Consider the following 14,265-nt stretch of genomic DNA (forward strand, 5'->3'; position numbering starts at 1 on the left):
AGAACTGCAAGACGTTGAATTTCTTTGTCAGACATAGTGATCAGCATCTATATTTTATATCCAGTCCATGGTGATAAAAACCATCATAAACTAGACATTTTTATTGGTGAGAATATAGACACTTTAAATGGGTTCTAACAGTAAATTTCGCATAACGGCCATTATGTTAAATGGCATCAATATTCGAGTAATTTTCTTTTATACTAAAACAAAATTTATGATATTTAATTCAACTTATGAATCCAACAATAGATACAATTTTAAGAAAAGTAGATGGCTTAAAGCTTACTCAAGATTTCTTCTTTGTGATGAATAAAACCATTCACTTAAGGTATGCAACTATTTATGAAACAGATGAGACAGGATTCAGAAATTTAGGGAATACTGAAGATATATTTCAAGAAATACATGACCTTATGGATAGTTCAGAATTAGATAATGGAATTTATAGCTATTATTCTATTGATAAAAAAGTAATACATCATATGGATTACAATCCTGAATTATTTTGGTAATGCTCCCCGCAAATAATTGGACTTAAAAGTAGAAAATCGAATAATCTTTATCCAAGGAGATTTTCTATGAAAATATCTAAATATTCAGACAGCTTAATTATGAGTATTTTGAAACAAGCTGAAGCAGGAACACCTGTTCCAAACCTTTGCCGTGAGCATGGAATGAGCACCGCAACTTTCTATAAGTGGAAGTCTAAATATGGCGGAATGGATCTTTCCATGATGACTAGGCTTAAAGAATTAGAGGCTGAAAATGCCCGTTTAAAACGTATGTATGCTGATGAGCGGCTTAAATCTGACATTTTACAAGATGCTCTTTCAAAAAAGTTTTAAGGCCAGTTCAGCGGAAGTCTCTTGCACAGCAGGCTGCTGAGCAGTTTAAGATTTCTATCAGCATGGCCTGTTTAATGTTTAATGTTAGCCAAACCTGTTATCGCTATAAGGCCCTTTTGAAAGAGGAAAATGTTCAAATCGCTGAGTGGTTGATTAAGCTAACAAATGAAAATAAAACGTGGGGTTTTAAACTCTGCTATCTGTATTTGCGCAATGTAAAAGGTTATGGATGGAATCACAAACGCATATATCGGATCTACAAAGAGCTTGAACTTAACTTAAGGATTAAACCCAACAAACGAATTAAGCGAGAACAACCAGAAACCCTTGCAGTACCAACAGCTAAGAATGAGTCATGGTCAATGGATTTTATGCATGATCAACTCAGTGATGGGCGTAGCTACCGTGTGCATAACGTCATTGATGATTACAATCGAGAATCGTTAGATATCCTTGTTGATTTCTCATTACCGGCTGAACGTGTTCTGCGGGGGCTTAACCAATTAATTGAATGGCGAGGCAAACCTAAACATATTCGATCCGACAATGGGCCTGAATATATAAGCGATTTAATGAAAGAATGGTGTGATCAACATGATATTGAGCATATCTTCACTCAGCCAGGTAACCCTCAACAAAATGCCTATGTTGAACGATTTAATCGCACAGTTCGATACGAATGCCTAAACCAATATTTATTTAGAGAGCTTAGTGAGGTTCAAGACTGTACAACCTTATGGCAGTACTTTTATAATCATGAACGACCTCATATGTCAGTAAATGGTTGTCCACCTAATTTTAAACAATAACAAGGGCTTTGGATTTTCTACCCATTAGTTCAATTAAAAATGGGGGTATTACCGCTTCTGGTTAAAAATTGAAAGAGATAATTATCGATCTATGGCAAGTCAGTGGGGAGTAACTACTAAAATTCACTTCTTAGATACGAATCTGGACGAAATCAGAAACAGAATTATTGAAAGAAATAAGCTATGTATTCCAACAGTTCCTCAAGTCAATCTTGATAACTTGGCTAAGTGGGCTGCTCTATTTGAACCTCCTGTTAAAGAAGAACTCTCATGGAATATTCTCTAAGATTATCATCAGGACTAGAGTTGTGAGTTTGGTGTGGTAACTCAACTGATTACTCTAGTCCTTGTATTTTTCAACTCAGTCGCTTATCCGCGATTGAGGTTAATTAAGTTAATTTTTTGGTATTTTCTAAAAAATAATCAATATAAGTATCCCCAAGACAATTCTATACCAAGCAAATACTCTTAATGAGTGTTTTTCTACAAACTTAACCAAAGCTTTGATGACCAATAAGGCTGCAACAAATGCAGCCATAAAACCTACAGAAATATTTACTAAATTATCTGAAGTTAAAACATTAGCATTACGAAATAAGTCATAAGTTGCTGCCCCCAACATAGTGGGCATAGCAAGGAAAAAAGAAAACTCAGTTGCTGCTTTACGTGATAAGCCTAATAGCATGCCACCAATAATGGTTGCACCCGAGCGAGATGTACCAGGAACCATGGCAACACATTGTGCAAAACCCACAAGGATAGATTGCTTGAAACTAATGTTCGTGGCTTCAATAGTTTTTGGTTTATATTCTCTGGCTTCAACTGCAAAAATAATAAGTCCGCCAATAATTAAGGCAAAAGCGACCACCAATGGGCTAAACAACACTTGCTTAATAAAATCGACAGCTAAGACCCCAATAACCACGGCAGGAAGAAAGGCCACAAATACATTGATTGCAAAGCGTCTTGCATGCGCCTCACCTGAAAAAAAGCCTCGAATCAATGCGATAATTTTTTGTCGATAAAGCCAACATACTGCCAAAATTGCTCCAAATTGAATAACAACCTCAAACACACGTCCAGAATCTGATTTAAAATCAATTAAGTGTCCGAAGAGAATTAAATGTCCTGTACTGGAGATAGGTAAAAACTCGGTTAAGCCTTCAATTAAACCTAAAAATAAGGCTTTAAGCAGTGCAAGATTATCCATAAATAGATGCAGTAAAGAGTTAAAATTTTCCATCTTTTTAAGCTATTTTTCACTGTTTATAAATGAGCGTAGCTAAATTTTTACGCTTTTTTTACGGCAGGGTCTGAGTTGTGAATAGAGAGTTTACGCAGCTATTTTTCATACTAAGCCGTGGAATATCCCAATGTTTAGGATGGAAAAGATGAGTGCGATACTCATAGTGCATCAAAAAGTACAGCATCCAAAAATATGCTTTGTACAAAATAATCAAAATGATAAATATCTCAATAACTGTAAGGTGTTTTTAGCTCTGACAAATGGGAGTGAAATGCCATGTTAGAGTTTATTTTACTGCTCGCAATAGTCACTATTTTGGCTTATCCCTTGGGGAAATACCTCGCGGCAATTATGCAAAATCGTGAGATGAAAATTGACCCTGTGTTCAATTGGATTGAAAAACCAATCTATGCAGTGCTGGGAACCAATCCTAAACTTGGTATGAACGTGAAGACCTATTCATTGAGTTTCGTACTGAGTTGTTTGGTCCTTGGATTGGTGACTTGGGTTTTATTTATGACACAAGCCAGCTTGCCATTGAACCCGAACAATGCACCCAATATGTCATGGGATTTGGCGCTGCATACCATGATTTCCTTTCTGACCAATACCAATCAGCAACATTATTCAGGGCAGGCTCAACTGTCTTATTTGTCGCAGATGGTGGGTATTGTTGGTATGCAAATCATTACCCCGATGATGGGGTTGGCAATGGTGGTGGCTACTGTTCGAGCATTGTTTTATAAGGACTCGAATGCCCTTTCTGAAGAAGATCAAAATGCAAGTTTTAATCATAAAGTTCAGCGCATAAATATCGGGAACTATTGGGCGGATGTGATTCGACCAACGTTTCGGTTTTTAATTCCATTGTGCATGGTGTGGTCATTGTTGCTGAATAGCCAAGGGGTGCCATCTACATTTCAAGGCGGGCCTGAAGCTCAAGTCATCGATCAAACGACAGAATTGAAAACTCAAAAAATTCCATTGGGTCCAGTTGCACCAATGGTGGCTATTAAACAGTTGGGTAGTAATGGTGGTGGTTGGTATGGGCCGAATAGTAGTGTGCCACTGGAAAACCCAACACCATTATCAAACTTTTTAGAAATGTTGGCGATTCTTCTGATTCCAGTTTCTGTGATTTTCATGTTGGGTTTTTTCACCAAGCGTGCAAAATTTGCTGGCTTTGTTTTTGGCACAATGTTGTTGATGTCTGTTATTTCGGCAAGTAGTGCAATTTGGTCTGAGAGTCTTTCATCTACAGCCACACAGCTTTATGCAATGGAAGGAAAGGAAGTTCGTTTTGGCGAAGCTTCCTCGGCACTTTGGGCAGCCGTGACCACGCAAGTCAATAATGGTTCTGTCGATATGATGCATGACTCATCTGCACCACTCACAGGGTTTGTGGCTTTATCCAATATGCTGATCAATGCCATTTGGGGAGGGATTGGTTGTGGTTTACAGCAATTCATTATTTACCTGTTTTTGGCTGTGTTTATTGCGGGTCTAATGACTGGGCGTACACCTGAATTGTTAGGCCGAAAAATTGAAGCAGGTGAAATTAAATTGTTGGCAGTGGTCATTTTGATCCAGCCGATTGTGATTTTAAGTTTAACGGCTGTGACTTTATTTTTCCCTGAATTGACAGGCAATAGTAATCCGCAGTACCACGCTGTTTCACAAGTGCTGTATGAATATGTTTCTGCATTTGCCAACAACGGTTCAGGTTTTGAAGGTTTGGCCGATAACACCGTATGGTGGAATGTAAGTTGTGGTCTGGCTTTATTACTGGGTCGTTTCCCGACACTGATTATTCCATTGTGGATTGCAGCACGTTTAGCTGCGAAACGTCAGGCACCTGAAAGTAGCGGTAGTTTAAAAGTTGAAACCCCCACTTTTGCGTTCACACTGATTGCGATTGTGGTGATGTTGACTTTATTACAGTTTATGCCAGTCCTCGTCTTAGGGCCGATTGCTGATCATTTGTTATTGGTACAGGGGTAAGGGTGAGTACAATGAATCATTCAAAACAAGCGGTTCAGAATCAAGAAAATTTTCAAAACAAAGAAAATACGTCAACATTATTCCAAGCTGAAGCGTGGAAAAATGCATGTATTAAATTGCTTCCACAACATGCGATTAGAAATCCTGTCATGGCGATTGTGTGGCTCGGGACGCTGATTACCTTGGTCAGTACCTTGATGGGGAAAGCTGATTTAGTTTTTGGCTTATTGGTCACCTTTATTTTATTTATCACTGTCCTGTTTGCCAATTATGCCGAAGCGGTGGCGGAAGCCAAAGGTCGAGGTCAAGCATCCTCTTTAAGACAGGCCCGTCAGAATCTGACTGCACGCTTGATTCAGCATAAAGATGATACTGATGGTCAACACATTGCGGCTTCTTTATTGAAAATGCATGACCTGATAGAAGTTCGTGCAGGAGAGTTGATTCCTGCTGATGGTGAAATTATTTATGGTTTTGCCACCATTAATGAAGCGGCTGTTACGGGGGAGTCTGCACCTGTATTACGTGAAGCAGGCACAGACAAGTCGGGCGTGATTGGCGGAACCAAGGTTTTAACCGACCGTATTGTTGTACAAGTGATGGCCGAAGCAGGAAGTAGTTTCCTCGACCGCATGATTGCTTTGGTTGAAGGTTCTAACCGTCAAAAAACACCGAACGAAATCGCATTGGGTATTTTACTGACTGTGATGACGGTGACTTTTATTGTCGTGGTGGGAAGTCTGCCTTTTATTGGACATTTTCTGAATATTGAAATCAATCCAATCGTCTTGGTTGCGTTATTGGTATGTTTAATTCCAACCACGATTGGTGGCTTGCTGCCTGCAATTGGGATTGCGGGTATGAACAGAGCCTTAAAGGCTAATGTGATTGCGAAGTCGGGTAAAGCGGTTGAAGTGGCGGGTGATGTGGATGTGTTGTTGCTGGATAAAACAGGAACCATTACTTATGGTGACCGTCAGGCAACTGCATTTTATCCGCTAGCAGGTGTGACAGAGTCTGAACTTCGCCAAGCGGCGGTTCTCACGTCACTTGCAGACCCCACACCTGAAGGTAAATCGGTGGTGGCTTTGGCAAAAGAATTGGGTGAACGTGTGGTTGACCCAGATCAGGCGGAATTTATTGCTTTTAATGCATCCACGCGTATTTCAGGCATTAATTTGTCAGATGGTCATCAAATACGTAAAGGGGCTTTGGATGCGATTCTTAAATTTGCATCACAGACCCTTGAAAACCATAGCGAACTCAAAGCCCGTGTAGAGCAAGTCGCATCTAAAGGTGCAACCCCGTTGGTGGTCGCGAAAGATCAAAACCTTTTAGGGGTGATCGAGCTTTCTGATGTGATTAAGCAAGGGATTAAAGAAAAATTTGCGCGCTTACGTGAAATGGGCATCAAAACCGTCATGGTCACAGGGGATAACCCTTTAACTGCGGCAGCCATTGCAGCGGAAGCAGGTGTCGATGACTATATTGCTGAAGCAAGACCTGAAGATAAACTGCATTGTATTCGTGAAGAGCAGAATAAAGGGCATTTGGTGGCGATGGTCGGGGATGGGACCAACGATGCACCTGCTTTGGCACAGGCAGATATTGGACTCGCCATGAATTCAGGTACGCAAGCGGCCAAAGAAGCTGGCAATATGGTGGATTTGGATTCAGACCCAACCAAATTACTGGCAGTTGTTGAAATTGGGAAACAGCAGCTCATTACCCGAGGTGCATTAACCACTTTCTCCTTGGCCAACGATGTGTCGAAATACTTTGCAATTTTACCTGCATTGTTCGTTGCTGCTATTCCGCAAATGAATGTCTTAAATGTGATGCACTTGGGCAGTTCTGAAAGCGCCATTCTTTCAGCACTTATTTTTAATGCCATGATCATTCCATTACTCATTCCAATTGCTTTACGTGGTGTGAAGTTTAAACCGTCTACGTCTACACAATTGTTACGCCGAAATATGTTGATTTATGGGGTGGGTGGGGTGTTGTTGCCATTCGTTGCAATCAAAGTGATTGATCTGATGATCAGTCCATTGTTATCACTTTAAAAATTTGTGAGGATGAAAAAAAATGAATATTGAAAATAATCAATTAATTGATTCATCGTTGACGGGTTTAACACGTGCTTCTGTTGGCTTAAGTATTGTTGCTTTGGGGCTATGCGGTTTTATGTATAGTTCAGTTGCAACAGGACTGGGTCAAGTGATCTTTCCGCATCAAGCCAATGGCAGTTTGATTGTGGAGAAAGATCGGGTTGTGGGATCAAGTCTGGTTGCACAACCTTTTGTTCAGGCACAGTATTTTCAGTCACGCCCATCGGCTTCAAATTATGATCCGATGGCAATGGCAGGGAGTAACATGGCGAGGACCAATCCAGCTTTGCACCAAGCAGTCGATGAACGTTTAAATCAAATTGCAGCGCAGGAACAGATTGAAAAATCAAAAATTCCAGCAGATTTGGTGACCGCTTCAGGCAGTGGAATAGACCCTGAAATAAGTGTGCAGTCTGCGTTGATTCAGGTCAAACGTGTGGGACAAGCACGACAGATTTCTGAGCAAGATGTGCTGAAATTGGTACAGCAATATACGGTTCAGCCTACTTTAGGCATTTTGGGGGCTGAACGTGTGAATGTGCTTGAACTGAATTTGGCTTTGGATCGGGTGGCTAAATAAATCAAAATTGGATTGCGGACTCTTTCTTGAGCCCGATCCAACAGCGACATTTATGTCACTTCACGATAGCGAAAAATGATTTAAAGTTTATTGAAAATGAATTTTTAAAAACATATTTTAAAACAATCTATAAAGATTATTTTTATGACAGCTCAACGAACCAATAAAGCAGATGTTTTGCTACAACATACGCAACGTTATCAATCTGGGCGCTTAACCATCTTTTTAGGGGCGGCACCGGGTGTAGGTAAAACTTTTGCCATGCTGGTTCGTGCGCATGAATTGGCCTTGCAGGGCAACAATATTGTCATTGGCTATGTAGAAACGCATGGCCGTGCAGAAACCGAAAACTTGGTTTCAGGGCTCGCCCTTATCCCCCGTAAAATTATTGAATACCAATGGCATCAACTTGAAGAAATGGACTTGGACGCTGTACTGGATAAAAAACCAAGTATCGTTCTTGTTGATGAATTCGCCCATACCAATATGCCAGGCAGTCGCCATGAAAAGCGTTGGCAGGACATCAATGAATTATTAGATGCAGGTATTGATGTTTTTACCACCATGAACATTCAGCATTTAGAAAGTTTGAATGATGTGGTATATCAAATTACAGGGGTTCGCGTCACCGAAACGGTACCAGATCGGTTATTCGAACGTATCCGTGATATTCGCCTAATTGATTTGCCAGTCAATGAATTATTGGAACGCTTAAATCAAGGCAAAGTTTATGTGCCTGAACAAGCAGAACAGGCCTTGCAGCGGTTTTTTAACAGTTCCAATTTAACCGCTTTACGTGAATTGGCCATGCAAACGGTTGCTAGCCATGTTGATAGCAGTGTACGGGAAAACTTTGCTATTCACGGGCTTGTGCCAATTCCCTTAAAAAATCATATTCTAGTTATGGTAGATGGCTGTGGACATTCTGAAGCTTTAGTGCGGACAGGATGCCGAATCGCAGAACATCGTTTGGCAAATTGGACTGTCGTAGCCTTTTCTCATGATACTCAAGTCATCGATAAACAAGAAAACTCACAAAGCCGTGAAATAGAACGAGCCTTGAATTTAACGCGTCAATTGGGCGGCATGACCGAAATACTTTATGGCCAGCAGCATGCAAAAACTTTATTTGATTATGTCATGGATCGCGGTATTTCGACCTTGGTTCTAGCGCAATCTGTTCAGAAAAAGTTTTCGTTGAGTTTAAGGCCCAATTTGATCAATCAATTACTGAAATATCAGCCAAATTTTGAACTCAGTATTGTGCCGATTATTGCGGATAAAAAATATCATTCAGTTTTCAATCAAAGGGCATTTTTTTCGATTAGGGAAATGCTGTATGTGCTTGCGACCACTGTCATCAGCATTGGAATAGCAAGCTTGGGTGAAAAGTATCTTGGTATAAATGATCTATCCGTTATTTTTATTACCGCAGTAGTTTTTGTTGCATCAAAAACACGAATGTTAGCAGCGGTTTTTTCTGCCCTATTATTCTTTTTGGCCTATAACTTTTTCTTTATTTCACCACAATTTACATTTCAGATCTCTGCACATCAGGGTGTAGTCACGGTAGTTGCATTTTTGGGAGCCGCCTTAATTTCGAGCCGTTTGGCTTCACGCTTGAAAGAACAGGTGACCGCCCTCAAAACGGCAAACAGCTATAACAGCATCATGCAGGATTTGGGGCAAAAGCTGTCCACAGCGGTAGATTTAACCCAAGTACAGGAGATTGCTAAAAATAGCCTGAGCAAAAACTTAAATGCTGAAGTTTGGATTTATTTCCCTGAAACATCACAAGCGAAAACAGCATTAGAAAATATCAGTGATAAAGAAAAGATTTCGGCCGATTGGACTTTAAAAAACCATCAGCCATCCGGCCGATTTACACAAACCCTGACGGAAAATGAGTGGTGGTTTCTACCGTTGTTGGCTTCTAAGCAATGTTTAGGTGTGGTTGGATTAAAATTCCCGAATCTTCAAACTATTTTAAATACTGAACAAAAACAATTGGCTGAAATTATGGTGGAGTATATTGCACAAGCTATTTCCCGTACGCAACTTACCAAGGCCTTAGAAATAGCCAATGTGAATTCTGAAACAGAAAAATTGCGCTCAGCGCTTTTATCTTCAGTGTCGCATGATTTGCGATCACCTTTAGCCTCTATGATTGGCGCAGCGGACACTTTGAGTAGTTACCGCCATTCGATGGATGAAAAAGATCAGGACAGTTTGCTGGAAGCGATTCATTTAGAGGGTGAACGTTTAGACCGCTATATTCAAAACTTATTGGATATGACCCGTTTAGGACATGAAGGTTTAAGCTTGAAGCGGGACTGGATTGGCGTAGATGAATTAATTGGTTCAGCTATACGCCGACTAAAGCGTTATATGCCGCAGGCTTTGATTGAGCTACATGCGCCTCAAGAATCTTTGAGCTTATTTGTACATGCTGCATTGATTGAACAGGCAATTTTTAATGTTTTAGAAAATGCCGCAAAATTTTCGCCAGAAAATAAAGCAGTAATCATTGATGTAGCACAAATAAATGAAAATGTGATTGAAGTTGCCCTTACCGACCAAGGTCAGGGCATACCAGAAGATGAGAGAGAACGTATTTTTGATATGTTTTATACAATGCAGCGCGGTGACCGCGGGCAATATGGCACAGGTTTGGGCCTCACTATTGTTAAAGCGATTGTAGGTGCGCATATGGGAAAAATCATGGCATCATCAGGCAAGAATAATCAAGGAACATGTATCCGCATACAGCTTCCTATTCAGCAAATTGCTTAATATAGACAGCGGTTTCTAGGGGGAGAAATGCCAGAACAAAATGAATCAGCCAGTTCTATGACCAATGTATTGATTATTGATGATGAAAACCAGATTCGAAAATTCTTAGACATTGCACTCAGAGCACAGGGCTATAAAACGCTTTTGGCTGAAAATGGCCAAAAAGGCTTAGAACTTTTGGCTTTACAAGGTGCAGACTTGGTCATTTTAGACTTAGGACTGCCTGATTTAGACGGTTTTGAGGTTTTGTTAGAGCTTCGGACATGGTCGAATGTTCCGGTCATCGTGTTGTCAGTGCGTGCAAATGAAGAAGAAAAAGTTAAGCTTTTAGATGCTGGCGCAAATGATTATGTCACCAAGCCATTTAGTATTCAGGAGCTGATGGCACGCCTACGTGTACTGCTCAGACAATATCAGCATAGCACTGCTGATGCTGCAAGTTTTGATGATGGTGTATTAAAAATTGATTTTTCTAAACGTCAGGTTTTTCTCAATCAGCAATTGCTTTCCTTAACACGCAAAGAATATCAGCTGCTGAGTTTGTTAGCGAAGAATAAAGGCCAATTGATTACTCAGCCTCAAATTCTGAAAGATCTATGGGGCCCAACGCATCAAGAAGATACCCATTATTTGCGGATCTTAGTCGCTAAATTAAGAGGGAAATTAAATGATAATGCCATTCAGCCAAAATATATTATTACTGAACCTGGTGTTGGATTGAGGTTTTTAAATACTTATTGATTTAAAAGGAATTTATCATTCTTTTTGTGGGCTGATATTGTTGTTTTTAGACGTGATAAAAAGATTTAAGGAGTGCTTTTTTAAACAGTTTTATTTTACGTTTTGTTTACGTTACTTTAGGGGGAACTTGTTTTATTTTGATAGCTATCAAAGTTTGATAGGATCAAATTATGAGTGCTTTACTCATGAAGAAACACAATATTGTAGACGCTGCTGAATTAATCCAAGATTCGACACCCTTTAATCTAAAATGTGACAATACTGAAGATTTACTATTTCTAGAAGAAGTAAAAAGTTATCTGGATCGCTATCCCAATACCAATCATGTTGATGTTTATTTACATGATCTTAATGGGCATGTCCGTGGTAAACGTATAGATATCGCATGTTTAAAAAAAGTTGTACAAGAAAGTTATTTCCCGCTCTCCATTTATGCGATGAGTCTTAATGGTGAAATAATTGAAGAAACGGGTTTAGGTCGATCAATAGGGGAGCCTGATTGTTTATGTAAGCCAGTACTCGGCAGCCTACAACCCTGTGCTTTAAAACCAGAATCAAATGCACAGTTATTTCTGAGCATGAAAGATGATCAAAATAATGATTGCCCAGTTGAACCCCGCAATATTTTAAAAAAAGTTTTAAACAGCTTACACCAACAAAACTTTTATCCCTGTATGGCCGCTGAATTAGAATTTTATTTGGTGGATGGTGATGGTGCTTGTAGTTCGAATACCACATATCTAAATCAATGTTTTGATGTGAATGTGCAAGATAGATATCAAGAAGTTTTAGATGAAATTGAACGTATTGCCATTTTACAGAACATTCATATTACAGGCTTAGTATCCGAATCCTCTTCAGGGCAATATGAAATCAATATTCAGCATAGTAAGAACATCCTTAAGCTATGCGACCAGATCATGATGTTGAAACGCACAATCAAACAAATTGCTGTAAAAAATGGACTGAAAGCCAGTTTTTTAGCAAAGCCAGATATGCATAAAGCTGGCAGCGGCATGCACTTTCATATGAGTGTTTTAAATCAAGACCATCAAAATATTTTTAGCAGAAACAATAATAATTTGCTGTCACATCAGTTATTGAAAGCGATTAGTGGCTTGATTGTATTGCTCCCCTCGTCAATGGCAGTTCTTGCACCCAATGTAAATTCATTTAGACGCTTTAAAGTGGGCAACCATGTCCCATTAGAAGCGAATTGGGGTATCAATAACCGTAACGTGGCCATCCGTATACCTTGTTCTGACAATGAAAATCAGCGCTTAGAATACCGTGTTGCAGGTGCTGATTGTAATCCGTATTTAACCGTTGCCATGATCTGTATAGGGGCATTGCATGGGTTAACGCAACCTTTAGAAATACCTAAGGATGTTAGCCAATCCAAAGGTGAGCCTGTTTTTTTGAGCACGAATCAGCTGGATGCTTTAGCACTTTTTCAAGGCAATGCCATTTTAGAAAAATACATCGGGAAAGATTTTATTGAGTTGTGGTGTACGGTAAAACGTGCGGAGTATCAACATATTTATCATCAGATTACCTCAATAGAACAGCATTGGGATGTTTAGCAGACGTAATATGAATCCAAAACTCAGTTCTATTGATGATTCTGAAAATCAGCAGCTCAATGAAGATTTATATTTAAAATATAATTTGCAGGAAATGAATGCAGAAGTTTTGATACAGAAATATCCTCAAGCGTCCAAAAATATGAAAAAACTAATCCGAAATATTTTTAAAGAAAGAGGTTTTAATAAAAATGAGATAGAAGTTTTATTTATACGATTAAAGTAAAATAAATATGCCAATAGTACTGTTGATACTATTGGCATTCATTTTTAAAAAGATTTAGTGAGTGTGAATACTGCTGCTGTTTTAACGCCCTTTTTATTTGTATCGCTTAAACCACCCGTTGTTAAATTGCTACCCATCGCTGCTAATTCAGCAAGCAGTCCCATTGGTTTATAGGCATAAGTTACACCTATTTTCCAATCAAAAAAATGGTCCTCTGCTTCAGAACCATAAATTTCCTCGCTTGCTTTTGAATAGCCTAGGCTTGCATTTGCACCAAAATCAGATTGAGAGATAGGGGTTGCATACAATACATTAAAATACCAGTTTGAGATATCTTTACCCATGCTCTCACTGGTTACTTTGCCACCATAGTTATTGGTATAGCTTATGCTTGGTATAAGGCTGTCGCTTTGATGCAGTAAGGCATTAAAAATCATTTTGAAATAATATTCATTATAATTTAAATCACTGTTGCCGACATAATTGTAGCGCAGCATGCCAATATCTGCTGTGGGATGTATTGATCCTAATGTTACTGGTGCTGTATAGCCAATTTGAGGATCCAATTCTAAATGTGCTTCGTCCCCAAAATCTACATTCGATGCAAATATAGAAAAATAAACTCCTGAAGCATGGTTTAAAAGAAAGTTGCCTTGTAATGCAGGGTCATTCTTTGTTTGAGTCTGACCACGCCAGCGATATTCGCTCGCAAGTGAAACGTTCCCAGAAAAGCTTAAATCAGCAGGTTTACCATTATCTGAAGCTAAAGCGTAACTTGAAGATAGTGTCGTGAGGCAAATAAATAGATTGTGCAGGTTTTTCATAACATCCTGAATAAATAGTCAGTAGAGTGATGTATGTTAGATTTTAATCTATTGATATATAATAAAATTATCGTAAATTTTACGTAAAATTCATATAAAATCAAGATGTATACATTATTCTAACTAACTCAAATCATGCTTAAGAATTCAAAGCCTATTAACTAATCAAAAAAATCGCCAATGAATACAGGGTTTTTTTATTAATGATAAATTATGTTTCACGTGACATATCTGAGAAAAAAATAATTATTAAAGCTAATTTTATGTAACTAAAAGGCATAGTTTAAAGTTACATACTTGAGTACAGAGTGTGTTCTTATGGCACTGTTGCAAATAGAGATTTGAGTCGATGAAGTTCCTTTTTAAAAGTGCTTAGAGACCGAAAACCCTGTTGATTAGACACACTTCACCTTGAGGCTGACCATAATAAAATGACGATGCTTGTCCTTTACGTAGTGCACGCATGACTTCAATACCTTTAATTGTGGCATAAGCCGTCTTCA

12 protein-coding genes and 1 pseudogene are annotated in these 14,265 nt (G+C 39.0%); 10 read left to right on the forward strand and 3 right to left on the reverse strand.

Going from position 1 to position 14,265, the window contains the following annotated elements; genetic code table 11:
* Positions 1–236 precede the first annotated feature (236 nt).
* The 3 genes from NI465_RS15645 to NI465_RS15655 all read left to right on the forward strand — a co-directional run bounded on the left by NI465_RS15645 (position 237) and on the right by NI465_RS15655 (position 1,943).
* Positions 237–515, forward strand: coding sequence for a hypothetical protein (locus NI465_RS15645; RefSeq protein ID WP_253145916.1), 279 nt, complete (start codon positions 237–239; stop codon positions 513–515).
* A 66-nt stretch (positions 516–581) separates the two neighbouring features.
* Positions 582–1,657 (forward strand): IS3 family transposase gene (locus tag NI465_RS15650; protein ID WP_171539080.1). Its coding sequence is split into 2 segments (ribosomal slippage): positions 582–834 and positions 834–1,657, totalling 1,077 coding nucleotides; the frame shifts between segments, so codons are not numbered across the junction.
* Between the two features lie 91 nt (positions 1,658–1,748).
* Positions 1,749–1,943 (forward strand): hypothetical protein, encoded by a 195-nt coding sequence (locus tag NI465_RS15655; protein WP_253145918.1) that lies wholly within the window; start codon positions 1,749–1,751, stop codon positions 1,941–1,943.
* Positions 1,944–2,069: 126 nt separating this feature from the next.
* Here the strand turns inward: NI465_RS15655 and NI465_RS15660 are convergent, their stop codons facing one another.
* Entirely contained in the window at positions 2,070–2,867 is a 798-nt protein-coding gene (locus NI465_RS15660; RefSeq protein ID WP_253145920.1) for an undecaprenyl-diphosphate phosphatase, read from the reverse strand.
* Positions 2,868–3,179: 312 nt separating this feature from the next.
* Between NI465_RS15660 and kdpA the strand changes: the two genes are divergently transcribed.
* The 7 genes from kdpA to NI465_RS15695 all read left to right on the forward strand — a co-directional run bounded on the left by kdpA (position 3,180) and on the right by NI465_RS15695 (position 12,938).
* Positions 3,180–4,904: a potassium-transporting ATPase subunit KdpA gene (gene kdpA / locus NI465_RS15665; RefSeq protein ID WP_253145921.1), complete on the forward strand. Its 1,725-nt coding sequence runs from the start codon at positions 3,180–3,182 to the stop codon at positions 4,902–4,904.
* A gap of 11 nt (positions 4,905–4,915) precedes the next feature.
* Positions 4,916–6,970, forward strand: coding sequence for a potassium-transporting ATPase subunit KdpB (gene kdpB / locus NI465_RS15670; protein ID WP_004762558.1), 2,055 nt, complete (start codon positions 4,916–4,918; stop codon positions 6,968–6,970).
* A gap of 22 nt (positions 6,971–6,992) precedes the next feature.
* Positions 6,993–7,595, forward strand: a complete 603-nt coding sequence (gene kdpC / locus NI465_RS15675) for a potassium-transporting ATPase subunit KdpC (RefSeq protein WP_253145922.1) — start codon at positions 6,993–6,995, stop codon at positions 7,593–7,595.
* A 144-nt stretch (positions 7,596–7,739) separates the two neighbouring features.
* Positions 7,740–10,388: an ATP-binding protein gene (locus NI465_RS15680; RefSeq protein ID WP_253145923.1), complete on the forward strand. Its 2,649-nt coding sequence runs from the start codon at positions 7,740–7,742 to the stop codon at positions 10,386–10,388.
* A gap of 27 nt (positions 10,389–10,415) precedes the next feature.
* Positions 10,416–11,129, forward strand: a complete 714-nt coding sequence (locus NI465_RS15685) for a response regulator (RefSeq protein ID WP_253145924.1) — start codon at positions 10,416–10,418, stop codon at positions 11,127–11,129.
* Between the two features lie 170 nt (positions 11,130–11,299).
* Positions 11,300–12,712: a glutamine synthetase family protein gene (locus NI465_RS15690; RefSeq protein WP_253145925.1), complete on the forward strand. Its 1,413-nt coding sequence runs from the start codon at positions 11,300–11,302 to the stop codon at positions 12,710–12,712.
* Positions 12,713–12,722: 10 nt separating this feature from the next.
* The gene (locus NI465_RS15695) at positions 12,723–12,938 is read left to right on the forward strand and encodes a hypothetical protein (RefSeq protein WP_253145926.1); all 216 of its coding nucleotides are present in this window, start codon (positions 12,723–12,725) and stop codon (positions 12,936–12,938) included.
* 44 nt (positions 12,939–12,982) lie between these two features.
* Here NI465_RS15695 and NI465_RS15700 read toward each other — a convergent pair whose 3' ends face one another.
* Positions 12,983–13,762 carry a TorF family putative porin gene (locus NI465_RS15700; protein ID WP_241392142.1) on the reverse strand — a complete coding sequence of 260 codons (780 nt, stop codon included), beginning with the start codon at positions 13,760–13,762 and terminating at the stop codon, positions 12,983–12,985.
* Positions 13,763–14,134: 372 nt separating this feature from the next.
* Positions 14,135–14,265: pseudogene (locus NI465_RS15705) on the reverse strand (IS6 family transposase); the annotation flags it as partial.

The sequence above is a fragment of the Acinetobacter lwoffii genome, from assembly GCF_024129855.1.
Classification (GTDB): domain Bacteria; phylum Pseudomonadota; class Gammaproteobacteria; order Pseudomonadales; family Moraxellaceae; genus Acinetobacter; species Acinetobacter lwoffii_L.

What these genes read in the sequence shown, in the direction of transcription:
- NI465_RS15645 (WP_253145916.1), top strand. Translation starts at nt 237, where the DNA reads ATGAATCCAACAATAGATACAATTTTAAGAAAAGTAGATGGCTTAAAG.
- NI465_RS15655 (WP_253145918.1), top strand. Translation starts at nt 1,749, where the DNA reads ATGGCAAGTCAGTGGGGAGTAACTACTAAAATTCACTTCTTAGATACG.
- NI465_RS15660 (WP_253145920.1), bottom strand. Translation starts at nt 2,867, where the DNA reads ATGGATAATCTTGCACTGCTTAAAGCCTTATTTTTAGGTTTAATTGAA.
- kdpA (WP_253145921.1), top strand. Translation starts at nt 3,180, where the DNA reads ATGTTAGAGTTTATTTTACTGCTCGCAATAGTCACTATTTTGGCTTAT.
- kdpB (WP_004762558.1), top strand. Translation starts at nt 4,916, where the DNA reads ATGAATCATTCAAAACAAGCGGTTCAGAATCAAGAAAATTTTCAAAAC.
- kdpC (WP_253145922.1), top strand. Translation starts at nt 6,993, where the DNA reads ATGAATATTGAAAATAATCAATTAATTGATTCATCGTTGACGGGTTTA.
- NI465_RS15680 (WP_253145923.1), top strand. Translation starts at nt 7,740, where the DNA reads ATGACAGCTCAACGAACCAATAAAGCAGATGTTTTGCTACAACATACG.
- NI465_RS15685 (WP_253145924.1), top strand. Translation starts at nt 10,416, where the DNA reads ATGCCAGAACAAAATGAATCAGCCAGTTCTATGACCAATGTATTGATT.
- NI465_RS15690 (WP_253145925.1), top strand. Translation starts at nt 11,300, where the DNA reads ATGAGTGCTTTACTCATGAAGAAACACAATATTGTAGACGCTGCTGAA.
- NI465_RS15695 (WP_253145926.1), top strand. Translation starts at nt 12,723, where the DNA reads ATGAATCCAAAACTCAGTTCTATTGATGATTCTGAAAATCAGCAGCTC.
- NI465_RS15700 (WP_241392142.1), bottom strand. Translation starts at nt 13,762, where the DNA reads ATGAAAAACCTGCACAATCTATTTATTTGCCTCACGACACTATCTTCA.